The organism is Amycolatopsis sp. 3B14, from assembly GCF_050958625.1.
In the GTDB taxonomy this organism is placed as follows: Bacteria; Actinomycetota; Actinomycetes; order Mycobacteriales; family Pseudonocardiaceae; genus Amycolatopsis_E; species Amycolatopsis_E thermoflava.
Map to the genome: position 1 here is coordinate 20,791 of NZ_JBHZEN010000026.1, position 25,748 is coordinate 46,538.

The window sequence follows — 25,748 nt, forward strand, 5'->3', positions numbered from 1 at the left end:
CGCACCCGAAATCCCGTGTCCCGCAGAATGACCCCTGCGGGACGCCGCGGCGCACGCGTGCCACGGTCGGGAGAACAGAAGGCGGAGACACGTGCCGGAGCTGGTCGTTCAACTCACCAGAGTGGGCTTTCTCGTGCTGCTCTGGCTGTTCGTGCTGGCTGCCCTTCGGGTGGTGCGCTCGGACCTGTACGCGGCGTCGGGCCTGAAGGTCGCGATGCCCGGGTTGCGCCGCGCCAAGGAGCAGAAGAAGCCGCGGGGCAACGCCAAGACGCCCCGCCAGCTGCTCGTCACCCACGGGGCGCTGGCCGGCACCCGGATCACCCTCGACGGCAGGCCGATCACGCTCGGCCGGGCCGACGACTCCACCCTGGTGCTGGACGACGACTACGCCTCGACCCGGCACGCCCGGCTGTCGCTGCGCGGCACGGACTGGTACGTGGAAGATCTGGGATCGACCAACGGGACTTACCTGGACCGGGCTAAGGTCACTGCACCCCTCCGAGTTCCACTCGGTGTCCCCATCCGGATCGGCAAGACGGTGATCGAGCTTCGCCCATGACACTCGTTCTTCGCTACGCGGCCCGCAGCGACCGTGGCCTGGTGCGGTCCAGCAACCAGGACTCGGTGTACGCGGGCCCCCGCCTGCTCGCACTCGCCGACGGCATGGGTGGCCATGCCGCGGGTGAGGTGGCCAGCAAGGTCGTGATCGCCTCGCTCGCCCCGCTCGACGACGACGAGCCCGGCGACGACCTGCTGACCATGCTGAGAGACGCGGTGGCAGGCGGCAACGCGGCCATCAGCGAACTGGTGGCGAACGACCCGGACCTCGACGGGATGGGCACGACGCTCACCGCGATGCTGTTCTCGGGTTCGCGCCTCGGCATGGTGCACGTCGGCGACTCGCGCGCCTACCTGTTCCGCAACGGGCAGCTCACCCAGATCACGCGCGACGACAGCTTCGTCAACGAGCTTCTCGAGCAGGGCCGCATCACCGCCGACCAGGCCGCGACGCACCCGCAGCGCTCGCTGCTGCTCAAGGCGCTCACCGGGCACGAGGTGGAGCCGAGCCTGACCGTGCGCGAAGCCCGCGCAGGCGACCGGTACCTGCTGTGCTCGGACGGCCTGTCCGGCATGGTCAGCGACGAGACGCTGGCCGAGGCGATCCGCATCCCGGATCCGCAGGACTGCGCCGACCGGATGATCGAGCTCGCGCTCAAGGGCGGCGGCACCGACAACGTGACGGTCATCGTCGCCGACGTGGTGGACGTCGACTACGGCGAGAACGCCCCGATCGTGGGCGGCGCGGCCGGTGACGGCAGCGACCAGTACGACCACCAGGGCGACTCCCCCGCGGCCAGGGCCCGCGCGCTGACCCAGCCGCCGCCTCCGCCGCCGCAGATGATCGCGCCGCCGGAGGAACCGAAGAAGCGCCGCAAGTGGCGCTGGATCGTCGGCGTCCTGCTGGTGCTGGTGGTGCTGGGCGCGGGCGCGATCGCGACCCGCTACTTCGTGCTCAGCCAGTACTACGTCGGCGAGGGCGCCAATTCGGAGGTCGCGATCTTCCGCGGCGTGCCCGGCAGCATCCTCGGCATCCCGCTGCACCAGCAGGCCGAGGGCTCGTGCCCGTCCGGCGACCAGGTGTGCGACGAGCTGACCGTGCCCCAGCTGCAGCAGGACGCGCAGGCCGCGGTGCGCAACGGCGTGAAGAAGGACAGCCTGGCCGACGCGCGCGACTACATCGACAACTTCCTGCGCTACAAGACGCTGCGGGACTGCACCCAGACCACCATTCCCGGCGTGCCGACGCTGCCGAGTGAATCGACGAGCCAGCAGGCGGGGAGGGACTGCGCGACGACGACGGTGCCAGGTGGCGGTGGCTGATGAGCCAGCCACCGCTGTCGGACCAGGCAGCCTCCATCTACGCGACCAACCCCCCGCGGGAAATGCCGACCCGGCGTGGCACGGAACTGGCCATGCTGGGTTTCGCCGCGTTCATCGTGACGTGCGCGTTCGTGCTCGTGCAGGCGAACCAGGAGCAGGAGCTGTCCTGGTCGATCGTCTGGTACGGGCTGGCCTACCTGGGCTTGTTCTCGGTCGCCCACGCCGCCGTGCGCAAGTGGGCGGCGTACGCGGATCCGCTGATCCTGCCGTGCGTCGCGCTGCTCAACGGCCTCGGCCTGGTGATGATCTACCGGATCGACCTGGCCAACGCGGAGAAGGCGACGCAGGCCAGCAAGGACTTCACCGCGGACGCGCCGAAGCAGGTCCTGTTCACCGCGCTCGCGCTGGTGCTGTTCCTCGCCGTGCTGATCCTGGTCAAGGACCACCGGACGCTGACCCGCTACGGCTACACCGCGGGCCTGGTCGGCATGGTCGCGCTGGCGCTGCCCGCACTGCTGCCCAGCTCGTTGTCCGAGGTCAACGGTGCGAAGGTGTGGCTGAAGCTGCCGGGCTTTTCGATCCAGCCAGCGGAGTTCTCGAAGATCCTGCTGATGATCTTCTTCGCCTCCTTCCTGGTGGCCAAACGCGACCTGTTCATGATCGCGGGCCGCAAGGTGTTCGGCGTCGAGCTGCCCCGCGCGCGTGACCTGGGCCCGCTGCTCATCGCGGCGGGTGTCTGCCTGCTGGTCCTGGTGTTCGAGAAGGACCTGGGCACCTCGCTGCTGCTGTTCGGCATCGTGCTGGTGATGCTCTACGTCGCCACCGAGCGGGCGATCTGGGTGGTCACCGGCCTGAGCTTCTTCATCGTCGGCTGCCTGATCGCCTACCAGCTGTTCACGCACGTCGAGCAGCGCGTGGCGAACTGGATCGACCCGCTGGAGACCTACTCCGACCCGGGCGGCGGCTACCAGATCGCGCAGGGCCTGTTCGGCCTCGGCACCGGCGGGGTCGGCGGCACCGGCCTCGGCGCCGGGCGCCCGGAGATCGTGCCGGAGTCCAACACCGACTTCATCACCGCCGGTCTCGGCGAGGAGCTCGGGTTCGTCGGGCTCGCCGCGATCCTGATGATCTACCTGCTCCTGGCCACTCGCGGCATGCGGAGCGCCCTGGCGGTGCGGGACACGTTCGGCAAGCTGCTCGGCTGCGGCCTGTCGTTCGCGATCGTCATGCAGGTGTTCGTGATCGTCGGCGGGGTGACCAAGCTGATCCCGATGACCGGCATCACGACGCCGTTCCTGTCCTACGGCGGCTCGTCGCTGCTGGCCAACTACATCCTGGTCGCCCTGCTGCTCCGCATCTCGGACGCGGCGCGGCGGCCTGCCCAGAAACCCCGGCCCAAGCAGCCGCAGCAGCAGGCTCCGCTGGCCGAGGCGCACACGGTGATGGTGCAGCGGCCGCCGGCCGGGGGCAATCCGACAGGGGAACCGACGGCATGAACAAGCCCATGCGCCGCGTCGGCATCGCCATGATCACCATGGTGGTGCTGCTGCTGGTCAACATCACCTACATCCAGGTGGTGAAGGCCGACGACTACCGCACCGACTCGCGCAACCAGCGGGTGCTGCTGGACCAGTACTCCCGGCAGCGCGGCAGCATCGTGTCGCAGTACGACGGCCAGGTGCTCGCCGACGTCGTGGCGACGAACGACAAGCTGAAGTTCGCGCGCCGCTACACCGACGGCCCGATGTACGCGCCGGTCACCGGCTACTACTCGGTGCGCTACGGCTCCGGCGGGCTGGAGCGCGCCGAGGACGACATCCTCAACGGCGAGGACCCGCGGCTGTTCGTGCGCCGCCTGTCGGACATGGTCACCGGGCGGGACCCGCGCGGCGGCAACGTGCAGCTGACGATCAACCCGGCCGTCCAGGCGGCGCTGTACAACGCGATGACGTCGAAGGGCTACACCGGCGCCGCGGTCGCGATGAACCCGAAGACCGGCGAGATCCTCGGGATGGTCTCCACCCCGTCCTACGACCCGAACGCGCTCGCCTCACACGACAGCACCGCCCAGCAGGAGGCGTGGACGCAGTTCGCGGACGACCCGAAGGAGCCGATGCTCAACCGGGCCATCTCGCAGACGTACCCGCCGGGCTCGACGTTCAAGCTGCTGGTCGCGGCCGCCGAGCTGGAGAACGGCGCCACCCCCGACACCCCGGTGAGCAACGCGCCGAACGTGCAGCTGCCGGGCACCCGGACCACGCTGGAGAACTACGGCGGCGCGGCCTGCCCCGGCACCACGTTCAAGGAGGCACTGGCGCACTCCTGCAACGTGCCGTTCGCGACGTTCGCCGGCGAGCTGGGCGCGGACAAGCTGAACCAGATCGCGGTCAACTTCGGCATCGGCACGCCGCTGTCGATCCCGATGAACGTCGCGCCGTCCAGCCTCGGCGAGATGGACTCGCAGGCCGCGCTGTACCAGAGCGGCATCGGCCAGCGCGACGTGCGGCTGACCCCGCTGCAGGACCTGATGCTGTCCGCCACGATCGCCAACGGCGGCATGGCCATGAAGCCGCAGCTGATCAAGAAGCTGCTCGCGCCGGACCTGTCCGACCTGGAGACCTTCTCGCCGCAGGAGCTGACCGGCACGCCGGCGCTGTCCGCGGAGAACGCGGCCGTGCTGCGCGACATGATGATCGCCTCCGAGGCCAACACCAAGGGCGGCGGCAAGCGCGCGAACATCCAGATCGCGTCCAAGACCGGCACCGCCGAGCACGGCACCGACCCGAAGGCGACGCCGCCGCACGCCTGGTACACCGCGTTCGCGCCGGCCGCCGACCCGCAGATCGCCGTCGCCGTCATCGTCGAGTCCGGCGGCAACCGCGGCCTGGAGGCGACCGGTGGCACCGTGGCGGCCGAGATCGGCCGCGCCGCGATCAACGCCCAGCTCGGGGGTGGGTAGCGCATGCTGTCCACCGGTCAGCTGCTGGCCGATCGCTACCGTCTCGTCCACCGGATCGCCGTCGGCGGGATGGGCGAGGTCTGGCAGGCCAGCGACACCCGGTTGGACCGGATCGTCGCGGTGAAGGTGCTCAAGGCCGAGCTGTCCCAGGACGCGGAGTTCCTGCACCGCTTCCGCACCGAGGCGCGCACGACCGCGTCGCTGAACCACCCCGGCATTGCGGCCGTGCACGACTACGGCGAGACGGTCGCCGGCGAGCACGCGATCGCCTACCTCGTGATGGAGCACGTCGACGGCGAGCCGCTGGCCGGGATCCTGATGCGCGAGGGCAGGCTGGCGGCCGACCGGACGCTGGACATCCTCGAGCAGGCGGGCAACGCGCTGCAGGCCGCGCACGAACGCGGTCTGGTCCACCGGGACGTCAAGCCGGGCAACATCCTGGTCACGCCGAACGGCACGGTGAAGGTCACCGACTTCGGCATCGCGAAGGCCGCCGACGCGGCGCCGGTGACCAGGTCCGGCATGGTCATGGGCACCGCCCACTACATCGCGCCGGAGCAGGCGCTCGGCCACGACGCGGAACCGGCGAGCGACGTGTACTCGCTGGCCGTGTGCGGTTACGAGTGCCTGGCCGGGCACCGGCCGTTCCTGTCCGAGAACGCGGTCACGGTCGCGATGATGCACATCCGCGACCTGCCGCCGCCGCTGCCGCCGGACGTGCCACCGCACGCCCGCGCGGTGATCGAGGCGACCCTGGTCAAGGACCCGCGGCAGCGCTACAACAGCGGCGGCGAGTTCGCGGCCGCCATCGCCGCGGTCCGCAACGGGCACGCGTTACCGACGCCGTCCGGACTGGTGCAGACTTATGCCCCGGTCGTCGGCCCGGTGGCTGCCGTCGGCCCGGTTTCGCAGCCGGCGATGCAGCCGGTCAACCCACCCGGTATGCCGCACCCGAGCGGGGTGCTGCCGATGCCGGTGCCACCGCGGCGGCGGGTGCCGATCGCCGTGTGGGTGCTGCTGGCCGTTCTGGTGGCCGGGATCGTGGTGGTTCTGCTGGTGTTCCTGCCCGACTGGGGTGGCGACCGCGGAACCGGCCGGGTCCCGGGCGGTCAGGTCGGCACGACCGACATGGTTCCCGGCACGCGGCAACTCCCTCCCCCTGAAGAGACGACCTACGAGGCATGATGAGCACACCTTGGACGGAACGGAACGGCTTTCTCCGATGACTGCACCCAGGATGCTGTCCAACCGCTATGAACTGGGCGACACGCTCGGTTACGGCGGCATGTCCGAGGTCCACCACGGCACGGACGTCCGGCTGGGCCGCGAGGTCGCCGTGAAGATCCTGCGTGCCGACCTCGCCCGCGACCCCCAGTTCCAGGAGCGGTTCCGCCGCGAGGCGCAGAACGCCGCGGCGCTGAACCACCCGGCGATCGTCGCCGTGTACGACACCGGTGAGGCGCAGACCGAGTACGGTCCGCTGCCCTACATCGTGATGGAGTACGTCCGCGGCCGGACGCTGCGCGACATCGTCAAGACCGAGGGGCCGTTGTCGCAGAAGCGGGCCATGGAGGTCATGGCGGACGTCTGCGCCGCGCTCGACTTCTCGCACCGGCACGGCATCGTGCACCGGGACGTGAAACCGGCCAACGTGATGATCACCGACCAGGGCGCGGTCAAGGTGATGGACTTCGGCATCGCGCGCGCGATGCACGACGGCCAGGCCGCGATGACCCAGACCGCCGCGGTGATCGGCACGGCCCAGTACCTGTCGCCGGAGCAGGCGCGCGGCGAAGGTGTGGACGCCCGCAGCGACGTCTACGCCGCCGGCTGCGTCCTGTTCGAGCTGATCACCGGCGAGCCGCCGTTCACCGGTGACTCGCCGGTCGCGGTGGCCTACCAGCACGTGCGGGAGGACCCGAAGGCGCCGTCGGCGGTCAACCCCGCGGTGTCGGCGGAGCTCGACGCGATCGTGCTGAAGGCGCTGGCCAAGGGCCCGGCCAACCGGTACCAGTCGGCCGCCGAGATGCGCGCCGACCTGGTCCGGACGCTGTCCGGGCAGCGGCCGTCGGCGCCGATGGTGATGACGGCCGACGAGCGCACGCAGGTGATCGGCGGGGCGCCCGGCCACGCGGCCGACTACGACTACGACCCCGAGGCGGTCGAAGAGGACGAGAAGCGCCGCAAGCGCAGGCGCATCACGGCCGCGGTGATCTTCACGTTGATCGCACTCGGCCTGATCGCGTTCATCATGTGGCTGGCCGGCGCGTTCGAGTCGAAGCCGGCGACCGCGATGATCCCCGAGGTCAACGGCCAGCAGCAGGCGCAGGCCGAGGCGACGTTGCGGGACAAGGGTTTCACCAACATCGTGCTCGCGGACAAGCCGTGCGTGCGCCAGCCCAACGGCGTGGAGACCTGCTCGGCCGACTCGATCGGCAAAGCGATCAACACCGATCCCGCCGCCGGCGTGAGCGTCGCGCTCGACCAGAAGATCACGCTGTACATCGGGCGCGCGCCGGGGAACGTCGCGGTGCCGAGCCTGCTCGGCAAGACCCGGGACGAGGCCGAGGCACTGCTCAACCAGGCCGGGCTGATCCTGGACCCGAACGTCCAGGAGGTCGACGTCGACGACGAGGACCAGTACGGCAAGGTCCAGAGCCAGAACCCGAACGCGAACACGCAGATCGCGCAGGGCAGCACGGTGACGATCAAGGTCGGCAAGACGCCGAACATGGTGGAGGTCACCGACTACACCGGCCAGCAGTACGACGTCGCGAAGGCCGGCCTGGAGGCGCTCGGCTTCAAGGTCAGCAAGCAGGAGGCCGATTCCGACCAGCCGGAGGGCCAGGTCCTCAACCAGAAGCCGAACGCGGGCCAGCAGCGCGAGAACTCGACCGTGGTCCTGACCGTGTCGAACGGGTCGCAGCAGAAGATTTCGATGCCGGACCTGCGTGGCCTGACCCAGAACGAGGCGCTGCAGAAGCTCCAGCAGATGGGCTGGGAAGGCACGGTGAACTACCAGTCCGACAAGCTGTCCGACGAGGACATGGACGGCAAGGTCACCGGCAGCGTGCCGACGGCGGGCACCCAGATCACCAAGAGCGAGACGATCACCCTGCTGATCGGCGAGTCCAACAGCGGCGGCGGTGGCGGCAACGACACGACGTCGCCGACCAGCTCGCCGAGGTTCCCGATCCCGGGCGGCCCGTAGAGTCCGACCGACGAGGGCCCGCTTCCCCACCGGGGAGGCGGGCCCTTCGCTATGCCCGCCGGTGCACGATCCGGCCCGTAACCGCGGCGCTCACCACCAGCAGCAGCCCGCCACCGAGCAGGCCGAGCGCCACCGCTCCGGTGTGTGAGCCCGCGCCGGTCAGGGAGCGCAGCATCGGGTTCACCACCGGCACCCACCGGACCAGCAGCACGACCCCGAGCAGCGCCAGCGCGGCGAGCACGGTGTAGCCGATCCGCGGCAGCAGCAGTCGGGAGCAGGGCAAGCCGAGCGCGATGCCGGTCGCCGCGCAGGCCGCGTGCGCGACCACCCCGTCGGCCAGGACGGCGGCGGGCAGACCGTGGTGCACCAGGGCCGCCCACGCCAGGGACACCGCGGTGAGCACCACGCAGCAGAGCGCGGCCGTGGCCACGAACCCGGCGAGCACAGTGGACAGCCGGCGGGCGTGGACCAGCGTGATGAGCCGCTGCACGGGGTCCTCGGCGTCCACCAGCGCAACGGTCAGCCAGCATGCCACGACGGTGAGACCGCCTGCGCTGACGGCGAACTCCGGCGGGACCGGCGCCGTCGGGTCGTTGTACAGGATGGCGAGCAGGATCAGGTAGGCCAGCGACGGCGGCAGCCAGCGCTGCGAATGCCCGAGCAGCGCGAGCTGGTAGCGGATCACCGGCGTGCCTCCGGGGTGTCGACCCGCGCCACGGACCAGCCGCCGTTCAGCGCTTTCAGCAGGAGCTCATCGGTGTGCTGCGCCGCGACGGTCAGTTCGACGTGGTCGCCGGTGCGGCGCGTGGCGAGCACGCCCGGCAGGTCCACCTCGCCGGAACCGCGCAGCACCACCCTGGCGGCCCGGTCGACGGTGGTCAGGACGCCGCCGGTCAGCCGGTGGACCTCGGTCGCGTGGGCGTGGGCGCGCTCGTCGCGGTGCTCGGTGAACACCACGCTCGCGCCGCGGGCGCTGGTCTCGGCGATGATCTCGGCCAGCACGCCGTGCGCGTCCGGGTCGAGCCCGGACCACGGTTCGTCCAGCACGAGCAGGTCGGGCTCGGTCAGCAACGCCTGGGCCAGCCCGACCTTCTGCGCATTGCCCTTCGACAGCTGCCGCAGCGGGGCGCGCGGGCCGCCGGCCAGCGCCAGCCGGTCCAGCAGCCCCTGCGGGTCCACTTCGGATGCGGCGGAGATCCGGCCGAGGTGCCGCAGGTAGGCGAGCGCGCTCATCCGGGTCGAGGCCGGGAACCGGTCCGGCACGTACCCGACGCGCGGGCGGCCGGTGATCGTGCCGGATGTGGGCCGGGACAGTCCGGCGAGGATCCGCAGGAGCGTCGACTTGCCGGAGCCGTTGGCGCCGACGACGCCGACCACGGTCCCGGGGCGCACTTCGAGGTCGACCCCGGTCAGCACCGGGACGTCACCGTAGCGCTTGCCGACCCCCAGCAGCCGGATCACGCAGCGGCGGCCTTCTGCAACGCCGCGACCTCACGCTCCAGCGCGTCGACCACCGGCGCCTGGACCGGGTGACCGGCGGTCGCCATCCAGTTCGCCAGCATCCGGTGCCCGCCCTGCGTCAGGACCGACTCGGGGTGGAACTGCACGCCCTCGACCGGCAGCTCGCGGTGCCGCATGCCCATGACCACCCCGGACTCGGTGCGTGCCGTGACCTCGAAGGAGTCGGGGATCGTCTCCGGCAGCACGGTCAGCGAGTGGTAGCGGGTCGCGGTGAACGGGTCGGGCAGGCCGGCCAGCACGCCGCTGCCCTGGTGGTGCACCTGGCTGGTCTTGCCGTGCAGCAGCTCCGGCGCGCGGTCCACGGTCGCGCCCCACGCCACGCCGATCGCCTGGTGGCCGAGGCAGACGCCGAGCATCGGGGTGTGAGTGTCGGCACACCTGCGCACGACGTCGATGCTCTGGCCGGCGCGCTCCGGCGTGCCGGGGCCGGGCGAGACGAGCACGCCGTCGAACTCCGGCACGCGGTCGAGGTCGACGACGTCGTTGCGCCAGACAGTGCATTCGTTGCCGAGCTGGGCCAGGTACTGGACCAGGTTGTAGACGAAGCTGTCGTAGTTGTCGACGACCAATACGCGCATTGGATCAGGGTATGCGACGTGGAGCGTCTCCGTTGAGGGTGGCGGTGGGGAGGCGGCCGGCCCACAGTACCGGCGTCCACATGGTGGACCGCAATTCATATCACAGTGAAAGTAAGGGTCACCTATCTTTACCGTGGCAAGGGTGAGCCGTAGTCCTCTTCGCGTCGCCATCGTGGGCGCCGGCCCCGCCGGCATCTACGCCGCCGACATCCTCGACAAGTCCGACGCCGACGTCAGCATCGACATCTTCGAACGCATGCCGGCGCCGTTCGGGCTGATCCGGTACGGCGTCGCACCCGACCATCCGCGCATCAAGGGCATCGTCACCGCGCTGCACAAGGTGCTCGACCGGCCCGGCATCCGCCTGCTCGGCAACGTCGACTACGGCACCGACATCAAGCTGGACGACCTGCGCGAGTTCTACGACGCGGTCATCTTCGCCACCGGCGCGATGAGCGACCGCGCGCTGAACATCCCGGGCGTGGACCTGCCCGGCAGCTACGGCGCCGCGGACTTCGTGTCCTGGTACGACGGCCACCCGGACGTCCCACGCACCTGGCCGCTGGAGGCGACCAGCGTCGCCGTCCTCGGTGTCGGCAACGTCGCGCTCGACGTCGCCCGCGTGCTCGCGAAGACCGCGGACGAGCTGCTGACCACCGACATCCCGCCGAACGTGTACGAGGGCCTGAAGTCCAGCAAGGTCACCGACGTGCACGTGTTCGGCCGCCGCGGGCCCGCCCAGGCCAAGTTCACCCCGCTCGAGCTGCGCGAGCTGGACCACTCGCCGAACGTCGAGGTCATCGTCTACCCCGAGGACATCGAGTTCGACGACGGCTCGATCGCCGCGATCCGTGCGTCCAAGCAGGTCGACATGGTGGTCAAGACGCTGCAGGAGTGGGCGATCCGCGACCAGGGCGACCGGCCGAAGCGTCTGCACCTGCACTTCTTCCACTCGCCGACGGAGATCCTCGGCGACGACCGGGTCACCGGCCTGCGCACCGAGCGCACCGAGCTGACCGGCGACGGCAACGTCCGCGGCACCGGCGAGTTCCACGACTGGGACGTCCAGGCCGTGTACCGCGCGGTCGGCTACCTGTCGTCCGAGCTGCCGGAGATCCCGTTCGACCACGACAGCGGCACGGTCCCGAACGAGGGCGGCCGGGTGCTGGACATCGACGGCGACCAGGTGCCCGGCGTGTACGTGACCGGCTGGATCAAGCGCGGCCCGGTCGGCCTGATCGGCCACACCAAGGGCGACGCGGCCGAGACGATCCGCAACCTGCTGGCCGACGCGGACCAGCTGACCGCGCCGAAGCAGGCCGAGCCGGACGCGATCACGTCGTTCCTCGCCGACCGCGGTGTCCCGTTCACCACCTGGGAAGGCTGGGGCAAGCTCGACGCGCACGAACGCGCCCTCGGCGAGCCGCAGGGCCGCGAGCGCGTGAAGGTCGTGGAGCGCGACGAGATGATCCGCGTCTCGCGCGGCTAGTTCACCGAAACCTGGTTGAAGGGCAGCATCGGCTCCAGCCAGGGGAACACCACGAACAGCAGCAGCGCGATCACGCCGAGCACCAGCACGAGCGCGATCAGGGCCCGGACCGCGACCGGTCCGGGCAGCCTGCGCCAGATCCAGCCGTACATCACACGCCTCCGATCGCCTGCAGCAGCTGTTCGTAGGTCGCACCCGGGGTCTTCGGGTACTGGTTGGTCAGCACGGCGTGCACGATCAGCCGCTGCTTGTCGGAGAACCGTGGGTGGCAGGTGGTCAGCGTGAGCAGGGCGACCTGCTGGGCGGGCGGCAGCACGTCGGCGGTCTGGTGCGGCACCGGCGCGACCACCTCGCCCTGGTCCGGCGTCACGATCTCCCGGCCGTAGGTGCGGCCGTACGGGCCGCCGTCCGCCGCGTCGGTGCGCAGCGTGCCGACGTTCGCGCACTGCGGCCGCGCGGCCTTGTCCGCGTTCCAGTTCGCGAGTTCGTCGGAGTGCGGCAGGACGCGGTAGACGAAGAAGTCGCTCTGCGTCTCGATCACGATCGCGTCGCACGAGGCGAGCAGGTCGAGGTCGTTGAACGGGGCGCCCTTGCCGACGCGGTGCCCGGCGACGGCGAAGTTCCCCGGCTCGCCCGGCAGCGCGGTGCCCTTGTAGTGCCCCGGCCCGACTTCGAGCGCCTTCGCGTCCGTGCCCTCCTGGATCGTGAAGTGGTAGTCCGCGCCGAAGCTGGGGATGTACATCTTCGCGAACGCCTCGCCGTCGATCAGGTCGGCGTGCAGCGTGCGGCCCTGCGCCCAGTCCTGGTCCAGCGCCACCGTCGCGCTGGCCTGCTTGCGCGCGGAGAACAGGTCCGTGATGTAGAGCTCGTAGACCACGAACAGGAGCACGACGAGTCCGGCGGTGATCAGCAGTTCGCCGATCGTCCGCACGGTCCTGGCGAAACCGCCACCGGACTTCTGTGGTGGCGGGGCGTCGAGGACTGCCACGCGCGCTCCTCTCTCGGGGACGCTTACGTTAACGTGTGACGGTACGGGTGGATGCGCACCACCTGGCCAGACACGAACACCGCGAGGTTCCGATGCCCAAGTCCAAGGTCCGCAAGAAGACGGCTTACACGCCGCCGGCCGATCGGCGCACGCCGGTCAAGGTGCGCGCCGCTGGGCCGTCCAGCCTGGTCTACAAGATCGTGATGTTCGGGCTGATGCTGCTCGGCCTGGTCTGGCTCGTCGTGAACTACATCGCGGGCGACAAGATCCCGTTCATGGCGGACCTCGGCAACGGCAACTTCGCGGTGGGCTTCGCGTTGATGATCGTCGGTCTGCTCATGACGATGCGCTGGCGCTGAGCGGAAGATCACAACGATTGCCCCGAACAGCCGCTTGACCCCTAATTACAGCACTGTGACTTTTCCCCAGTGTGGATAACCACTGTGGATAACTCGTCTCCGCACTGGGCTCCGCGACCCGTTCTGGTCGGAGCCGGTTGTGCCGCGGCCGTTTTCGCGGCGGCCGCGGCGGTGCTCGCGAGCGACCGCATGGGCACCGTGTTCTTCGCCGTCGCGGCGATCGCGCTGACCGCGTTGTCACTGCACGGTTTGCTCGTCCGCCCCCGTCTCACGGCGGATCCGCGCGGGCTGCGGATCCGCACCACGACGGGAAAACACGACCTGCACTGGCCCGAGGTGACCGCCCGCGTGCGCACCACGCGCCGCTTCGGCCGGGATTCGGCGACGCTGGAAATCGAAGCGGGCGACCAGCTGTTCGTCTTCGGCTGGCTCGAACTCGGCGCCGATCCGCGGGACGTGCTCGACACGCTGACCGCGTTGCAGCCCTAGCCGGCGAGCCCCGAGCAGGACAGCAGGTTCCCGCGCAGTTCGCAGGACACGCCGGCCAGCTGCGCGTCACGCACGAACACCAGCACCACCAACGCGATCAGCAGCGCCGCCACCGCGCCGCCCTGCCAGTACTGGCGCCCCTTCGCCGGCGCGTACACCATCGCCGCCGTGACCAGCGCGCCGACGACCAGGCCGCCGAGGTGGCCGAGCAGGGAGATGTTCGGCAGCGACACGCTGATGATCAGGTTCAGCACGATCGTGCCGATCGCGTACGCCGGGTTGAGCCGCAACCGGATCACCGCGACGAGCATCGCGCCCAGCAGCCCGTAGATCGCGCCGGACGCGCCCGCGGTCGCCCTGGTCATGCCGTCGAACAGGTACACCGCCACCGCGCCGCCCAGCAGCGACACCAGGTACAGCGCGGTGAAGCGGACCCGCCCGAGCAGGGTTTCCATGTCCCGGCCCAAGATCCACAGCGCGAGCATGTTGACCGCGAGGTGGATCGGCCCGTAGTGCAGGAAGCCGGACAGCACCAGGCGCCACCACTCGCCGTCGTCCGCGATCAGCACCGGCAACAGCACGCCGTCGCGGAACAGCGGCGCCGTGTCGTTGCCGGTCAGGCTGCCCGCCTGCGACACCGTGACCACGTACACCAGCACGTTGAGCACGATGAGGATCGGCGTGACCACCGGCCGGTGCGAAACCTGGGCGCCGGCGACCGTGCGCGGGGTGTAGCGCTGGACGTTCTGCTCGCGCCGCCCGGTCTGCACGCAGTCGATGCACTGGTAGCCGACCGAGGCCTCACGCAGGCAGTCCGGGCACGCCGGACGGCCACACCGGACACAGGCGAGCCCGGTGGGGCGCGACGGGTGCCACCAGCAACCGGGCAGGGCCGACTGCTGGGGCGGCTGCGAGGCAGGCGGGTGGGGAGGCATGTTCACGATGCCTCCAACCTACCCTGGCTCAGCCTGCGCGTTCGATGTCGATCTTCTCGATGACGACGTCCTGCAGCGGCTTGTCCGCCGGGCCGGTCGCGGTGTTCGCGATCGAGTCCACGACGTCGCGCGACTGCTGGTCGGCGACCTCGCCGAAGATCGTGTGCTTGAAGTTCAGGTGCGGCGTCTTGGCCACGGTGATGAAGAACTGCGAGCCGTTCGTGCCCGGTCCCGCGTTCGCCATCGCCAGCAGGTACGGCCGGTCGAACTGCAGTTCGGGGTGGAACTCGTCGCCGAACTGGTAGCCGGGGCCGCCGCGGCCGGTGCCGGTCGGGTCGCCGCCCTGGATCATGAAGCCCGAGATGACGCGGTGGAAGATCGCGCCGTCGTAGAACGGGCCGGAGTTCTCGCCCTTGGCGTTCGGGCGCTGGTACTCCTTCGTGCCCTCCGCGAGGCCAACGAAGTTGGCCACCGTCTTGGGGGCGTGATCAGGGAAAAGGTTGATCCGGATGTCACCGGCGTTGGTGTGCAGCACGGCGGTCGCCTTCGCACCAACGAGGGATTCACTGCTCTGGGTCACCGCTTCATCGTGCCATCCGCAGCGAGATCGGCCGGAAACGGGCAGGATGGTTACGGGGATGGAACGTGAGACGAAACGATTGTCGAGGTGAAAGGCCATGACCCGAGCTGCGGACTCGGTGGGTGAGTCGGTCAAGGCCGGCTTGCTCGGCCTGAGCAAGCGGGCCGTCGAGGTCGGCAAGGCAGGCGCCGAGGTGACCGCTCAGGCCGCCCACGCGGCCGAGAAACGGCTTTCCGAGAGCACCGAGGAGGCGCGCAAGGAAGCCGCCAAGCGGGGCCGTCAGGCCCGGAAGGACCTGAGCAAGGCGAGCAAACAGGCGCGCAAGGAGGCCGCGGCGCGGCTCGCCGAGCTGCGCAAACCCGGCCGCAAGGCCCGCAAGGCCGCGGTACAGGCCGCGAAGGCGGCGGGCGAGTCGAAGCGCAAGGCCAAGAAGGACTTCAAGCAGGCGAAGAAGGACTTCCGGGCCGCGCTGGAGGAGGCGAAGCTGGCCGCCAAGGGCACGCGGAAGAGCCGCAAGTGGCCGCTCTTCCTGGTGCTGGGCGTCCTGGCCGCGGCGGGCGCCGCGGTCGCGCTGCGTGGCAAGCAGGAGCCGCCGGTGGCCACCGAGCCGCCGCGCGCCGCGCCGAAGCCGGCCACCCCGGAGTCGACGGCGAACGGCCAGCACGCGCCGAGCCCGTCACCCGCGGAAAAGCAGAACTGACACGTTCCAGGGAAGTGCCGCTCGGCTCTGGGCCGAGCGGCGCTTCCGCTTGCGCGGGCGCCATCCGCGGGACGCCCGCACATGCGAAAACGGCCGCTTTCCCTACTGGTACCGAAGGGAAAACGGCCGTTCGCGCGCGTGGCCTGCCTCAGGCGGCGGCCGCGTGCTTGTCGATCAGCTTGCCCAGGCGGGGCAGCGCCTCCTCGACGTTCTTCTTGCCGTTCGGGCGCAGCTTCTCGTAGACCTTCTTGATGCTGTCGCGGCTGCTCTTGGCGGCGCGCGCGTCGGTCACGCTCAGCAGCGCGTCGGCGGCCTGGTCACCACGGCTGGACAGGTAGGCGCCGAAGTCGCCGCCACCCTGGCCCTTGAAGTCGGCGTAGAACGGCTCGAGCGCGGCGGTGAAGTCGTCGAGCAGGCTGTCGACGGCGGAGCCGATGATGCCCGGCTTGATCTTCTTGACCGCGGCGAAGCCGGTCTTGATGACGGCGCCGGACACGCCGCCCTTGTCCGAGACCTCTTCGTCGACCAGCGTCTCCAGGTCGGTCACAACGGCCGGACGCCTGCTGGAGTCGAGCAGGATTTCCTTGAGGGTGTCAGCCACGAATGTCTGTCCTTCTTCACATCGAGGTACACGGGGGGCTTCTCGCAGCCCGTGGCACGGCGCCGGCCGCAGGTCTCGACCGTACGCGTGCTGGTCCTCCCCCGGCTGCGAGGTGCGATCAGGGTAATACAAGATCAACTTGACACTGCACCCTGGCGGCCTTAAAGCCGCGAGATCGCCTGCCGGGCAACGGTTCTCGCCTTCACCGTCTGTTGCTGATCGGTGGTCACGACGACCGCCGTACCGCCCTTGGCCACGGCATATACCGCGCCGTCCGGTTTCGCTGCGTAACCACCCTGCCACCCTGGCGGATCGGTCGCGGGGTTGCTCGTGGCCACCGGGGCCGCCTGGTCGACGATCGCCTCCGCCACCGCCGGGTCGCCGGTGTAGACCCGCACGGTCAGCTGGAGCTTCCCGGAGAGCGCGTAGAAGAAGCACGTCGGGTGCGGCTGGTCGGCGGAGACCTCCACCTTCGACACCCGCTGGCCGTTGGCGTTCGCGACGACCGAGTTCTCCAGGTACGGGCAGGGCGCGACGCGGGCCGGCGTGGGCTCCGGCGGCAGCTGCACGGCGGTCGTCGGCGGCACGCTCGGGGGTGGGGGCGCCTCCGGAGCCTGCTGGGTGGCGCAGCCGGCCAACGCGGCGGCCGCGAGCAGGGCGGGCAGAACTCGTCGCATAACCCGATCAGTGAACCACCCGGCGCCCGCCGGGTTGTGCCGGGCGCGCCGCTACAGCAGGGTAGAAGAGACTACTCTACGTGTTCGTTCGGAGGCGAAATGTATTCACGTCGGGCCGCCGGTGGCGTGCTCGCCCTGGTGACCGGAGCCGCCCTGCTGGCCGGGACCGCACCCGCGCAGGCCGTCGCGGCCGAATTCCCGGCCGGCGACGAGGGCTACCACACCTACGCCGAGGTCACGACGGAACTGCAGAAGGCGGCCGCGAACCACCCGGACATCGCGGTGCTGTCCAGCGTGGGCAAGTCCTACGAGGGCCGCGAGCTGAACCTGATCAAGATCAGCGACAACGCCGCCGCCGACGAGGGCGAGCCGGAGGTGCTGTTCACCTGCAACCAGCACGCGCGCGAGCACCTGACGACCGAGATGTGCCTGCACATCGTGCAGCGCTTCACCGAGGGCTACGCGAACGACCCGCACATCCGCTCGATGGTCGACGGCCACGTGATCTGGGTGGTCCCGAACGTGAACCCGGACGGGTCGGAGTACGACATCTCGGACACCGACTACAAGTACTGGCGCAAGAACCGCAGGCCGGTCGCGGACGGCAAGATCGGCACCGACCTGAACCGCAACTGGGGCTACAAGTGGGGCTGCTGCGACGGCTCCAGCACGCGGCCCGCGTCGGACACCTACCGCGGCCCGTCGGCCTTCTCCGAGCCGGAGACGCAGGCCGTGTCGAGGTTCGTCGACTCCCGCGCGGCGGGCGGGAAGCAGCGGATCAAGGCGCACATCGACTTCCACACCTACTCCGAGCTGGTGCTCTGGCCATTCGGGCACACCCAGGACGACACCGGCGAGGGCATGACGGCCGAGGAGAACGCGCGCTTCCGCGACGTGGGGCAGCGCATGGCGGCGACGAACCAGTACAAGGCCCAGCAGTCCAGCGACCTCTACGTCACCGACGGCGACATCAACGACTGGATGTGGGGCGCCCACAAGATCCTGACGTTCACCTTCGAGATGTACCCGACGAGCCCGTTCCCCGGCTTCTACCCGCCGGACGAGGAGATCGCGCGGGAGACGACACGCAACGACGCGGCGGTAGACATCCTGATCTCCGAGGCGCGCTAGACAATCGATCCAGGTTTTGTACATCATGCCCAGGTGACCGATGCCGACGCGGTGCTCTCCGCGCTCCGACCCGTGCTCGACGGCCTGGCCGCCACCTTCGGCGGCAACTGCGAGGTCGTCCTGCACGACTACCGCCGGCCGGAGGGCTCCGTCGTCGCCGTCGCGGGCGAGGTCACCGGCCGCGCGCCCGGCGGCTCGATGAGCGAGCTGGGGCTGAGCCTGCTCAAGCAGGGCCGCGACGCACGCGACCAGATCAACTACCTGACGCGGACGCCGGCCGGGCGCGTGATCAAGGCGTCCACGATGCTGCTGCGCGACCGCGACGGCGAGGTGTTCGGGGCGCTGTGCGTGAACCTGGACGTGACCGACCTGCGGCACGCGGCCGTGCTGCTCGGCGAGCTGGCGGCGGTGACCGCGCTGCCCGACGCGACCACGACGTTCACCAACGACGTCGGGCAGCTGATCCGCGCGGTCGTGGCGGAGGAGGAACTGAAGCTCGGCCGCCCGGTGAGCCGCATGACGCGCGCCGAGCGCCTGGACCTGTTCCGGGCCCTCGACGAGCGCGGGCTGTTCGCGCTGCAGAAGGCCGTGCCGGAGGTGGCCGCCGCACTGGGGATCTCCCGCGCGTCGGCCTACAACCACCTGGCCGAGATCAGGTCCTAGGCGGCAGGCCGAAGACGTTCCACGGCGGGCGCGGGGTGTCCAGCGCCTCGTCGTCGTGGATCGGTTTGGCGTTGCCGCGGAACCGCTCCAGCTCCGCGCCGCTGGTGACGCGGGACGGGAAGGCCGCGGACGCGGCGCGACGGGTGATCTCGTCGACGGGCAGGTCCGCGCGCGAGGCGACCAGCACGACGTTGCCGAACCGCCGCCCGCGCAGCACGCCCGAGTCGGCGAGCATCACGACGTGCGGGAACACGGCGCCGATCGTGGCGACGACCCGGCGGGCGAACTTCAGGCCCGGCCCGTCGGCGACGTTGATCAGGTACGTGCCCGCGGGCCGCAGCACCCGGGCGACGTCGGTGGTGAACTCCAGGGTCGCCACGTCGCCCGGCATCTTCGCGCGCTGGAAGACGTCCGCGACGACCAGGTCGGCCGAGCCTTCGCGGCGCGTGGCCACGCCCTCGCGGCCATCGGAGATGCGCACCCGCAGGTTGGGGACCGCGCGCAGGTCGAGCTGCTCGCGGACCAGGTCGATGAGCGGCTCGTCGGCGTCGAAGACGAGCTGCCGTGAGCCGGGCCGTGTCGCCGCGACGTAGCGCGGCACGGTGCAGCCGGCGCCGCCGAGGTGCAGCGCCTCCAGCGGGCCGTCGGCGAGGCAGTCGATCACGTCCCCGATGCGCCGCACGTACTCGAACTCCAGGTGCGTCGGATCGTCCAGGTCCACATAGGACTGCGCGACCTCGTCGACGGTCAGGAGCCAGGCGTTGGCGCGGTCGGCGTCGGCGAGCAACTCGGCGAGTCCGAAGCGGACCGGATAACGGCCTGGAACCGGGCGGGCGGTGCCGCGCCGCTTCGTGCCTCTTCCTGCCATTGCCGCAACTCTACGTGACACGGCGGCAGCGTTCGCTCAGCGCGTCGACCCGCTTGGCCAGCGCGTTGTACTCCGCCTCGGTGCGGGCGTCCGGGATGTCGTCGAGCAACCGCACGTAGTCGTCGACGATCGAAGCGGGGTGCCTGCCGTCGAGGTCGATGATCTGCTGGGCCAGCACGGCGGCCCCGGCGTTGAGCCTACTGCGGGCGTCACCGGCCGCCGTCCGCTGTTCCTGCATGCGGATCGCGAGCCGGGCGGCGCGCCGGGCCGCGAGGTTGAGGCCCACCGCGCCGAGCACGACGGCCAGCACCGCGGCGCCGGCGATGAGGAACCGCGGCAGCGGCGCGCTGACCTCCCGCGCGCCGTCCGGGACGGTGCCGGCCCGGACGAGCAGGTCGTAGTTGACCGCGACGACCTTGATCGCCTCCAGTGGCCGGTCGGCGAACTGGTCGATGCCGCGCTTGACGATCTGCTCGGCCACGAAGGCCTTGCCGAAGTTTTCGTCGTCGCGGTCGGGCAGGAGCGCGCAGCCGTAGGTGTCGTACTCGTCGTCGCCCTGGCTGAGCAGCAGGACGAGGTTGCCGTCGGCGGCGCGCTCGACGTCGGCGCAGCCTTCGCGGAGGTCCGCGCCGGGTTCTTCGACGATGACGACGAGCCGACGGTTGCCGATGACGCGTTCGGCCGCGCCCTCGTCGAGGTCCACCCCGTCCGCGACGTACACCGAGGACGTGCGCACATCGCGGGCCATGGCGCCCTCGAAGATCCCGCCCGTCCACAGTGCCCAGAGCGCGAAGACGAAGCAGACGGCGGTGGCGATGCCGAAGGTGCTGCGGAAGAACTTCGTCATGCCAGCCTGCCCCGGAGGTAGACGGCGGGCCGGTACTCGCGGCGCTTCAGGGTCTTCGCGATGTGGTCGAGTTCGGCCTCGGCGTCGTCGAGCAGGGCGGCGACGTGCTGGTCCGGCAGGTTCTCGGCGACGGCTTCCCGCGCGGACTGGAGGGTGGCGATCGCCCTGGTCAGCGCGGGGTCGGTGGTGTCGCCGGTGAGGCCGGAGACCTCGATGGCCAGCGCGGTGAGGCCGGCCATCCGCACGCTCGCGCCCGGCCGCCGCTGCGCGGCCGTGCGCACCGCACGCGCCGTCAGGACCAGGAAGACGACCGCGCAGGCCGCGAAGATCCACGGCAGCGCGGGCAGCGCGACCCGGACGGGGTCGAACGGCTGGTACGGCAGGGGGCGGTCGAACAGGCCCGCGTAGCGGACGTCGGTGACGCGGTCGAGGTAGGCGCCGAGGATGTTGCGCTGCGGGTAGGCGTAGAGGCTGAGCCGGTCGCTGTACTGGCCGTAGAAGCCGGCGGCGGCGACCTCGGCGAAGTCGGCGGCCTGCGGTCCGTGGTACTCGACCCACTCGCCGTACATGACGACGATCGGTTTGCCGGGGAAGACACTGGTCAGCGCGCTGCCGTAGTCCGGGATGGGCTGTCCGGCCTGCTGCCGGGGCAGGACGACGAACAGCGCGCCGTTCGGGAAGGCGTCGGCCGCGGACGGGATGTCGGTCATGCCGTGGGTCCCGGTGGCACGTAGGTCGGCGACGACGGGTTCGAGTTCGGCGGCGGTCGGCTGGCGGTACCGGATGGTGTCGGCGTCGGGTGGTTCGGGCCGGTCCTGGATGTGGGCGATCAGGAAGAGCAGCAGGTCGGTGACGTCTCCGGCGGCGAACTGGGCGCGCCAGCCGGTGAGCCGGTCGGCCACGACCTGGCCGGGGTCGCCGGTGACCTGGGTGCCCATGATCGTGATGTTCGCGTTCTCGACGTCGCGGACGCGGTCGCGCTCGGCCTCGTCCAGCCCGGGCGGGGCGACGAGGATGCGGACGTCGGTGGCGCCGATCGCCGCGCGGACCTGCTGTTCGTCCCACTGCGCGATGGAACCGGGCAGCCGGGTGACCGGGTTGGCGGCGACGAGTGCGGTCATCTCGGCCACGGAGGGGACGGTCGTGTCGCTGAGCTCGCCGGCCTCGCCCTCCCGGATGGGGTCGGTGCGCGTCGGCGACTGCCCGTAGCTGACGTCGAAGGTCTGTCCCTGTGCGACGAGGAAGACGACGAGGACGCCGATCGCGGCGGCGAGGCAGCCCCAGCGCAGCCATTCGAGCCCGCGCTTCACGCGTCGCGCCACAGCTGATCGGCCCGACGAGCGGCGCGCTCGGCGGTCTCGGCCGCGCCGGTGCCGCCACCGTCGGCGAGGAGGCGTTCCGCCTTGGCGAGGAGGTGTTCGGCCTCTTCGACGTCGGTCCGGGCGGCATCCCGGCTGATCTGCGCCCTGGCGACGGCCGCCCGCGCCGAGGACCAAGCCGTGCCGGTGGAGCGGCGCCGGTCGCGCCACCGGGGAAGCAACACAACACCACCGCCCGCGAGGACGAGCACCGCGGCAGCGGCGAGCCAGACGGCCAAGGAGGACAAGGGAACCCCAGCGGATCAGGTGACCAACGAGCCCCGATTGTCCATGATCGGCAGACCGCGCGCGACAGGTTCAGCCCAAGATGTCACATCAAACGCTATTCGGCGACGAGCCTCCGTGCGCCAAACCCAACGCGACCCCACCCGACCAACGCAGGCCCGCAAAACACGCGAAACGCACACGGCCCGCGCTCTCCGCGAGCACGAGCCCCCCACACGTCGAGCACGAGCCTCCAGTGCGCGAAAACAACCGCGACCTCACCCGACCAACGCAACCACACGCGGGGGTTCGGGGGCACGCCCCCGAGCGGGGCGTGGGGGCTGCGCCCCCACAAAACACGCGAAACGCAAACGGCTCGCGCTCTCCGCGAGCACGAGCCTCCGATGCGTGGAGCTGAGGGGAATCGAACCCCTGACCTCTGCCTTGCAAAAGCAGCGCTCTACCAATTGAGCTACAGCCCCGGACGCGGGCCCCCAAGCCCGCGTGAAGTTCAGTTGTTCGTGCCCGCCTCGGCGGCCTTCGCCGGCGCGCTGCCGTTCGTCGAGACCGCGGCCAGCGGGCGCTCGGTCGGAGCGGTGGCCTCGCGCCACAGGTCGGCCTCAGCCTTCGCGTCCTTGTTGCGCTTGATCACGAACAGCACCCCACCCGCGACGACTGCGAGCGCCAGCAGCTTCTTCACGTTCAGGCCCCTCTTCGACGTTCCGGCTGACCTCACGATGCTACTGCACCCGCCAGGGGGAGGTTCGCGCGGTGCGGGGCGGCCCTGACCTGTAATGCAGGTCACATCCACTTCGACTTCCTCTGGTGGTTCGCGCCACGTCCACTGTCCGCCCGCGAAAGCAGGATGCCATGAACCCCTTCGACGTGGAGACCTTGCGGCGGTCCCTCGACGGCGCCGCCCTCACACCCGGCGATCCGGGCTACGACCAGGGCCGTGCCGTGTGGAACGGCCTCATCGACCGCCATCCGGCGGTCATCGTCCAGCCGTCCGGCCCGCGTGACGTCGCCACGGCGCTCGCGACCGCCCGGAACTCGGGGCTTGAGGTGGCTGTCCGCGGCGGCGGGCACAACGTCGGCGGGGCCGCGGTCGCCGACGGCGGCCTGACCATCGACCTGAGCAGCCTCGACCAGGTCGTGGTCGACCCCGGCGCCCGCACCGCGCGGGTCGGCGGCGGGGCGCGGTGGCGGCAGGTCGACACCGCCACCCAGGGGCACGGCCTGGCCACGGTCGGCGGCACCGTCAGCGACACCGGCGTCGGCGGCCTCACCCTCGGCGGCGGCTTCGGCTGGCTCACCAACCAGTACGGCCTGACCTGCGACAACCTGCTCTCCGCGGAGGTCGTCCTCCCCTCCGGCGACGTGCTGCGCGCGTCGGACACCGAGAACACCGACCTGTTCTGGGCCCTGCGTGGTGGCGGCGGGAACTTCGGCGTGGTCACCGAGTTCGAGTTCCGACTCCACCCGGTCGGCCCGGTCGTCCAGGTCGGTCTGTTCTTCTGGGAAGAGGACCGCGGCGCCGAGGCGCTGCGGCACATGCAGGGGATCGTGGAGTCGTTGCCGCGGAAAGCCGGCGCCATCATCGCGGCGCTGAACGCTCCGCCCGCCGATTTCGTGCCCGAGGAGCACCGCTTCCGCCCGGGTTACGCGCTCCTCCTCGGCGGGTTCGGCCCGGAACCGGAATTCGCCGAAGTCGCGCAGCAGGTCCGCGCCGGTCTCGCGCCGCTGTTCGAGTTCACCACCCCGATGCCCTACGTCGCGCTCCAGCAAATGCTCGACGAGACCGCGCTGCCGGGCATCCTCGCCTACGAGAAAGCGCTTTACCTGGACCGTTTCTCGGAGCCGGTCATCACCGCGGTCACCGAACGGCTGCCGCTGCGGAACTCGCCGATGTCGTTCCTACCCAACATGTTCGCGGGCGGCGCCTTCACCGAGGTCGCCGACGACGCCACGGCTTTCGGCGGCGCCCGGAAACCCGTGGTGCTGTTCAGCATCGGCGCGTTTGCCACCGACGCGGACCTGCTCGCGCGCGACCGGCAATGGGCCCGGGATCTGTGGGACGCCGTGGCACCGCATTCGTCCGGCACCGGCGGCTACGTCAATTTCATGACCGACTACGAGGACGACCGCGTGCGTGCGAGTTTCGGGGCCGCGAAATACGCGCGGCTGGCCCGGATCAAGGCACACTACGACCCGGAGAACCTGCTGCACCGCAATCCGAACATCAAACCCGCACTGGCACCCGCGTGAGTGATTAGCCCCCCTGCCACCCGGGTAGCCGATTCTTGACGGTGATGAAGGAGGGGCAGAAATGACCGACAAGGAAGACCGTCAGGAAGGCATCAAGGGCGCGGTCGAGGGCCTGAAGGGCAAGGTCAAGGAGACCGCCGGCACGTTCCTGGGGAACGACTCGGCCCAGCGGGAAGGCCGCGCGCAGCAGGAGAAGGCGGACGCGCAGCAGCGCGTCAGCGAGAAGGAAGCCGAAGCCGACCGGGCGCGGGAGGAAGCGGCGCTCGGTGAGGCGCGGCAGCGCAGCGAGCAGTGATCCACCCCCGAGACACGGCCAGGTCAGACGCGGCACAGTTCCCCGTCTGTCCTGGCCGTTCCACGTGGAACCAAGGTTGACCTTGCCCCTGGGGCAGGCCCCACAGTCGCTTCCACCGGGCAAAATGCCCGGTACGAGGAGGGCGACATGGGACTGCTCACGATCGGGGCGTTCGCCCGCGCGGCGGGACTGTCCCCGAAGGCCTTGCGGCTCTACGACGACCTGGGCCTCCTGCGGCCCGCGTCGGTCGACCCGATCTCCGGCTACCGGCGGTACTCGCCGGACCAGCTGGAGCGGGCCCGCCTGATCGGCTTGCTGCGCCGGACCGGGATGCCGTTGGCGCGGATTTCCCTGGCGCTGTCCAGCCCCGAACCGGCAGCCGAGGTCCTCGCGTACTGGCGTTCGGTCGAGGCCGACGTCGCGGCGCGCGGGCGGCTCGTCGCCTTCCTCGTCGAGCAACTGTCCGGAAAGGACACTGCGATGACGGGATTCATCCACGCCGCACGCGCCGACCGTGGTCTGGTGCGCGAATCGAACCAGGACGCCGCCTACGCGGGGCCGCACCTGCTCGCCGTCGCCGACGGGTTCGGCCAGGGCGGGCACCAGGCGAGCGTCGCCGCGATCGAGGCGGTGCAGCCATTGGACTCGCTGACGAGCGCCGATCCGCTGGCGGCCCTGAGCGAAGCGTTCCGCGCGGCCGGCGCCGCGGTCCGGAACCTGGAGGACGCCGGCACCACACTGACCGCGCTCCTGTGGTCGAGCTCGCGGCTCGGGGTCGTGCACGTCGGCGATTCGCGGGCCTACCTGCTACGCGCCGGCGAGCTCCACCAGCTGACACAGGACCACGTGCAGGGCACCGCGATCCCGGCCACGCTGGTCAAGGCCCTGCACCGCCAGCCGGCCGAGCCGGATCTGCTGCTGCGCGACGGCCGGGACGGCGACCGGTACCTGCTGTGCTCCGACGGCCTCTACCACGCGGTGCCGCCCGACGTGCTGCACGCCGAGCTGCGCGCGGCCGCCACCCCGGTCGACGCCGTCGGCACGCTGGTCGACCTCGCCAACCGGCGTGGCGGCCCGGACAACATCGCCTGCGTGGTCGCCGACGTCGCGGCCTAGGTGTATCCG

General features: G+C 70.6%; 29 protein-coding genes and 1 tRNA gene. 15 read left to right on the forward strand and 15 right to left on the reverse strand.

Translation table 11 applies throughout. From position 1 onward, the window contains the following. The first annotated feature begins 91 nt into the window (after window positions 1–91). The 6 genes from ACCP09_RS16615 to pknB are packed head-to-tail and all read left to right on the forward strand — an operon-like array spanning window position 92 to window position 8,051. Window positions 92–559, forward strand: coding sequence for an FHA domain-containing protein FhaB/FipA (locus ACCP09_RS16615; RefSeq protein WP_026153666.1), 468 nt, complete (start codon window positions 92–94; stop codon window positions 557–559). Next, the gene (locus ACCP09_RS16620) at window positions 556–1,881 is read left to right on the forward strand and encodes a PP2C family protein-serine/threonine phosphatase (protein WP_020416272.1); all 1,326 of its coding nucleotides are present in this window, start codon (window positions 556–558) and stop codon (window positions 1,879–1,881) included. The genes ACCP09_RS16615 and ACCP09_RS16620 overlap by 4 nt, the downstream gene beginning before the upstream one ends. Next, a complete protein-coding gene (locus ACCP09_RS16625) occupies window positions 1,881–3,377 on the forward strand; it encodes an FtsW/RodA/SpoVE family cell cycle protein (RefSeq protein WP_027933152.1) in 1,497 nt (498 codons plus the stop codon). Before ACCP09_RS16620 ends, ACCP09_RS16625 begins: the two co-directional genes overlap by 1 nt. Continuing rightward, a complete protein-coding gene (locus ACCP09_RS16630) occupies window positions 3,374–4,840 on the forward strand; it encodes a peptidoglycan D,D-transpeptidase FtsI family protein (RefSeq protein ID WP_123684345.1) in 1,467 nt (488 codons plus the stop codon). The genes ACCP09_RS16625 and ACCP09_RS16630 overlap by 4 nt, the downstream gene beginning before the upstream one ends. A gap of 3 nt (window positions 4,841–4,843) precedes the next feature. Next, window positions 4,844–6,025: a protein kinase domain-containing protein gene (locus ACCP09_RS16635; protein WP_027933154.1), complete on the forward strand. Its 1,182-nt coding sequence runs from the start codon at window positions 4,844–4,846 to the stop codon at window positions 6,023–6,025. 37 nt (window positions 6,026–6,062) lie between these two features. Then, window positions 6,063–8,051 carry a Stk1 family PASTA domain-containing Ser/Thr kinase gene (gene pknB, locus ACCP09_RS16640; protein ID WP_027933155.1) on the forward strand — a complete coding sequence of 663 codons (1,989 nt, stop codon included), beginning with the start codon at window positions 6,063–6,065 and terminating at the stop codon, window positions 8,049–8,051. Between the two features lie 49 nt (window positions 8,052–8,100). On the opposite strand, the gene ACCP09_RS16645 is transcribed toward pknB, so the two are convergent. The 3 genes from ACCP09_RS16645 to ACCP09_RS16655 are packed head-to-tail and all read right to left on the reverse strand — an operon-like array spanning window position 8,101 to window position 10,150. Then, window positions 8,101–8,736, reverse strand: coding sequence for a hypothetical protein (locus ACCP09_RS16645; protein ID WP_378365078.1), 636 nt, complete (start codon window positions 8,734–8,736; stop codon window positions 8,101–8,103). Next, the gene (locus ACCP09_RS16650) at window positions 8,733–9,512 is read right to left on the reverse strand and encodes an ABC transporter ATP-binding protein (protein WP_027933157.1); all 780 of its coding nucleotides are present in this window, start codon (window positions 9,510–9,512) and stop codon (window positions 8,733–8,735) included. The genes ACCP09_RS16645 and ACCP09_RS16650 overlap by 4 nt, the downstream gene beginning before the upstream one ends. Next, window positions 9,509–10,150 (reverse strand): aminodeoxychorismate/anthranilate synthase component II, encoded by a 642-nt coding sequence (locus ACCP09_RS16655; protein ID WP_027933158.1) that lies wholly within the window; start codon window positions 10,148–10,150, stop codon window positions 9,509–9,511. The genes ACCP09_RS16650 and ACCP09_RS16655 overlap by 4 nt, the downstream gene beginning before the upstream one ends. Window positions 10,151–10,322: 172 nt before the next feature. On the opposite strand from ACCP09_RS16655, the gene ACCP09_RS16660 reads away from it, so the two are divergent. Beyond that, window positions 10,323–11,639, forward strand: a complete 1,317-nt coding sequence (locus tag ACCP09_RS16660; RefSeq protein WP_123684349.1) for an FAD-dependent oxidoreductase — start codon at window positions 10,323–10,325, stop codon at window positions 11,637–11,639. On the opposite strand, the gene ACCP09_RS16665 is transcribed toward ACCP09_RS16660, so the two are convergent. Both ACCP09_RS16665 and ACCP09_RS16670 read right to left on the reverse strand, forming a co-directional pair. Further along, window positions 11,636–11,791 (reverse strand): hypothetical protein, encoded by a 156-nt coding sequence (locus ACCP09_RS16665; protein ID WP_017985998.1) that lies wholly within the window; start codon window positions 11,789–11,791, stop codon window positions 11,636–11,638. The two genes, ACCP09_RS16660 and ACCP09_RS16665, sit on opposite strands and share 4 nt — an antisense overlap. Further along, window positions 11,791–12,627 carry a class E sortase gene (locus ACCP09_RS16670; RefSeq protein WP_027933160.1) on the reverse strand — a complete coding sequence of 279 codons (837 nt, stop codon included), beginning with the start codon at window positions 12,625–12,627 and terminating at the stop codon, window positions 11,791–11,793. Before ACCP09_RS16670 ends, ACCP09_RS16665 begins: the two co-directional genes overlap by 1 nt. Before the next feature lie 92 nt (window positions 12,628–12,719). Here ACCP09_RS16670 and crgA point away from each other — a divergent pair, with 92 nt between their 5' ends. After that, on the forward strand, window positions 12,720–12,986 hold the full coding sequence (gene crgA, locus ACCP09_RS16675; protein ID WP_017985996.1) for a cell division protein CrgA: 267 nt from the start codon (window positions 12,720–12,722) through the stop codon (window positions 12,984–12,986). A gap of 189 nt (window positions 12,987–13,175) precedes the next feature. Beyond that, window positions 13,176–13,475, forward strand: coding sequence for a PH domain-containing protein (locus tag ACCP09_RS16680; RefSeq protein WP_433747660.1), 300 nt, complete (start codon window positions 13,176–13,178; stop codon window positions 13,473–13,475). On the opposite strand, the gene ACCP09_RS16685 is transcribed toward ACCP09_RS16680, so the two are convergent. Together ACCP09_RS16685 and ACCP09_RS16690 are read right to left on the reverse strand one after the other, a co-directional pair. Then, entirely contained in the window at window positions 13,472–14,410 is a 939-nt protein-coding gene (locus ACCP09_RS16685) for a rhomboid family intramembrane serine protease (RefSeq protein WP_433747721.1), read from the reverse strand. The two genes, ACCP09_RS16680 and ACCP09_RS16685, sit on opposite strands and share 4 nt — an antisense overlap. 28 nt (window positions 14,411–14,438) lie before the next feature. After that, window positions 14,439–14,990 carry a peptidylprolyl isomerase gene (locus tag ACCP09_RS16690; protein ID WP_017985993.1) on the reverse strand — a complete coding sequence of 184 codons (552 nt, stop codon included), beginning with the start codon at window positions 14,988–14,990 and terminating at the stop codon, window positions 14,439–14,441. 97 nt (window positions 14,991–15,087) lie between these two features. On the opposite strand from ACCP09_RS16690, the gene ACCP09_RS16695 reads away from it, so the two are divergent. Then, window positions 15,088–15,690 carry a hypothetical protein gene (locus ACCP09_RS16695; protein ID WP_228685000.1) on the forward strand — a complete coding sequence of 201 codons (603 nt, stop codon included), beginning with the start codon at window positions 15,088–15,090 and terminating at the stop codon, window positions 15,688–15,690. Window positions 15,691–15,838: 148 nt separating this feature from the next. On the opposite strand, the gene ACCP09_RS16700 is transcribed toward ACCP09_RS16695, so the two are convergent. Together ACCP09_RS16700 and ACCP09_RS16705 are read right to left on the reverse strand one after the other, a co-directional pair. Further along, entirely contained in the window at window positions 15,839–16,291 is a 453-nt protein-coding gene (locus ACCP09_RS16700; protein ID WP_027933164.1) for a DUF6918 family protein, read from the reverse strand. A gap of 161 nt (window positions 16,292–16,452) precedes the next feature. Next, window positions 16,453–16,968 (reverse strand): DUF2020 domain-containing protein, encoded by a 516-nt coding sequence (locus ACCP09_RS16705; RefSeq protein ID WP_433747665.1) that lies wholly within the window; start codon window positions 16,966–16,968, stop codon window positions 16,453–16,455. Window positions 16,969–17,094: 126 nt separating this feature from the next. On the opposite strand from ACCP09_RS16705, the gene ACCP09_RS16710 reads away from it, so the two are divergent. Together ACCP09_RS16710 and ACCP09_RS16715 are read left to right on the forward strand one after the other, a co-directional pair. Continuing rightward, entirely contained in the window at window positions 17,095–18,099 is a 1,005-nt protein-coding gene (locus ACCP09_RS16710) for a M14 family metallopeptidase (RefSeq protein WP_433747724.1), read from the forward strand. 33 nt (window positions 18,100–18,132) lie between these two features. Next, window positions 18,133–18,762: a helix-turn-helix transcriptional regulator gene (locus ACCP09_RS16715; RefSeq protein ID WP_017985988.1), complete on the forward strand. Its 630-nt coding sequence runs from the start codon at window positions 18,133–18,135 to the stop codon at window positions 18,760–18,762. On the opposite strand, the gene ACCP09_RS16720 is transcribed toward ACCP09_RS16715, so the two are convergent. The 6 genes from ACCP09_RS16720 to ACCP09_RS16745 all read right to left on the reverse strand — a co-directional run bounded on the left by ACCP09_RS16720 (window position 18,752) and on the right by ACCP09_RS16745 (window position 22,760). After that, complete coding sequence (locus tag ACCP09_RS16720) at window positions 18,752–19,630, reverse strand: spermidine synthase (RefSeq protein ID WP_431903389.1); 879 nt, start codon at window positions 19,628–19,630, stop codon at window positions 18,752–18,754. The genes ACCP09_RS16715 and ACCP09_RS16720 overlap by 11 nt on opposite strands. A 10-nt stretch (window positions 19,631–19,640) precedes the next feature. Beyond that, entirely contained in the window at window positions 19,641–20,477 is an 837-nt protein-coding gene (locus ACCP09_RS16725) for a hypothetical protein (RefSeq protein ID WP_433747670.1), read from the reverse strand. After that, window positions 20,474–21,799, reverse strand: a complete 1,326-nt coding sequence (locus ACCP09_RS16730) for a hypothetical protein (protein ID WP_433747673.1) — start codon at window positions 21,797–21,799, stop codon at window positions 20,474–20,476. The genes ACCP09_RS16725 and ACCP09_RS16730 overlap by 4 nt, the downstream gene beginning before the upstream one ends. After that, complete coding sequence (locus ACCP09_RS16735) at window positions 21,784–22,074, reverse strand: DUF6403 family protein (RefSeq protein WP_378332951.1); 291 nt, start codon at window positions 22,072–22,074, stop codon at window positions 21,784–21,786. The genes ACCP09_RS16730 and ACCP09_RS16735 overlap by 16 nt, the downstream gene beginning before the upstream one ends. 395 nt (window positions 22,075–22,469) lie before the next feature. Further along, window positions 22,470–22,542: transfer RNA gene (locus ACCP09_RS16740), tRNA-Ala, on the reverse strand. Between the two features lie 29 nt (window positions 22,543–22,571). Beyond that, window positions 22,572–22,760: a DLW-39 family protein gene (locus ACCP09_RS16745; protein WP_017985983.1), complete on the reverse strand. Its 189-nt coding sequence runs from the start codon at window positions 22,758–22,760 to the stop codon at window positions 22,572–22,574. A 170-nt stretch (window positions 22,761–22,930) separates the two neighbouring features. On the opposite strand from ACCP09_RS16745, the gene ACCP09_RS16750 reads away from it, so the two are divergent. The 3 genes from ACCP09_RS16750 (at window position 22,931) to ACCP09_RS16760 (ending at window position 25,739) form a co-directional block, all read left to right on the forward strand. After that, on the forward strand, window positions 22,931–24,328 hold the full coding sequence (locus ACCP09_RS16750; RefSeq protein WP_433747678.1) for an FAD-binding oxidoreductase: 1,398 nt from the start codon (window positions 22,931–22,933) through the stop codon (window positions 24,326–24,328). A gap of 61 nt (window positions 24,329–24,389) precedes the next feature. Beyond that, window positions 24,390–24,623, forward strand: a complete 234-nt coding sequence (gene mbp1 / locus ACCP09_RS16755) for a microaggregate-binding protein 1 (RefSeq protein ID WP_020416244.1) — start codon at window positions 24,390–24,392, stop codon at window positions 24,621–24,623. Between the two features lie 147 nt (window positions 24,624–24,770). Continuing rightward, a complete protein-coding gene (locus ACCP09_RS16760) occupies window positions 24,771–25,739 on the forward strand; it encodes a MerR family transcriptional regulator (RefSeq protein WP_433747681.1) in 969 nt (322 codons plus the stop codon). Window positions 25,740–25,748 lie beyond the last annotated feature (9 nt).

Excerpts from the sequence above, each read along its gene's own strand:
- crgA (WP_017985996.1), top strand. The coding sequence starts at position 12,720 with ATGCCCAAGTCCAAGGTCCGCAAGAAGACGGCTTACACGCCGCCGGCC.
- ACCP09_RS16760 (WP_433747681.1), top strand. The coding sequence starts at position 24,771 with ATGGGACTGCTCACGATCGGGGCGTTCGCCCGCGCGGCGGGACTGTCC.
- ACCP09_RS16630 (WP_123684345.1), top strand. The coding sequence starts at position 3,374 with ATGAACAAGCCCATGCGCCGCGTCGGCATCGCCATGATCACCATGGTG.
- ACCP09_RS16635 (WP_027933154.1), top strand. The coding sequence starts at position 4,844 with ATGCTGTCCACCGGTCAGCTGCTGGCCGATCGCTACCGTCTCGTCCAC.
- ACCP09_RS16625 (WP_027933152.1), top strand. The coding sequence starts at position 1,881 with ATGAGCCAGCCACCGCTGTCGGACCAGGCAGCCTCCATCTACGCGACC.
- ACCP09_RS16725 (WP_433747670.1), bottom strand. The coding sequence starts at position 20,477 with ATGACGAAGTTCTTCCGCAGCACCTTCGGCATCGCCACCGCCGTCTGC.
- ACCP09_RS16720 (WP_431903389.1), bottom strand. The coding sequence starts at position 19,630 with ATGGCAGGAAGAGGCACGAAGCGGCGCGGCACCGCCCGCCCGGTTCCA.
- pknB (WP_027933155.1), top strand. The coding sequence starts at position 6,063 with ATGACTGCACCCAGGATGCTGTCCAACCGCTATGAACTGGGCGACACG.
- ACCP09_RS16665 (WP_017985998.1), bottom strand. The coding sequence starts at position 11,791 with ATGTACGGCTGGATCTGGCGCAGGCTGCCCGGACCGGTCGCGGTCCGG.
- ACCP09_RS16750 (WP_433747678.1), top strand. The coding sequence starts at position 22,931 with ATGAACCCCTTCGACGTGGAGACCTTGCGGCGGTCCCTCGACGGCGCC.
- ACCP09_RS16695 (WP_228685000.1), top strand. The coding sequence starts at position 15,088 with ATGACCCGAGCTGCGGACTCGGTGGGTGAGTCGGTCAAGGCCGGCTTG.
- ACCP09_RS16685 (WP_433747721.1), bottom strand. The coding sequence starts at position 14,410 with ATGCCTCCCCACCCGCCTGCCTCGCAGCCGCCCCAGCAGTCGGCCCTG.
- ACCP09_RS16655 (WP_027933158.1), bottom strand. The coding sequence starts at position 10,150 with ATGCGCGTATTGGTCGTCGACAACTACGACAGCTTCGTCTACAACCTG.
- ACCP09_RS16705 (WP_433747665.1), bottom strand. The coding sequence starts at position 16,968 with ATGCGACGAGTTCTGCCCGCCCTGCTCGCGGCCGCCGCGTTGGCCGGC.
- ACCP09_RS16680 (WP_433747660.1), top strand. The coding sequence starts at position 13,176 with ATGGGCACCGTGTTCTTCGCCGTCGCGGCGATCGCGCTGACCGCGTTG.
- ACCP09_RS16620 (WP_020416272.1), top strand. The coding sequence starts at position 556 with ATGACACTCGTTCTTCGCTACGCGGCCCGCAGCGACCGTGGCCTGGTG.
- mbp1 (WP_020416244.1), top strand. The coding sequence starts at position 24,390 with ATGACCGACAAGGAAGACCGTCAGGAAGGCATCAAGGGCGCGGTCGAG.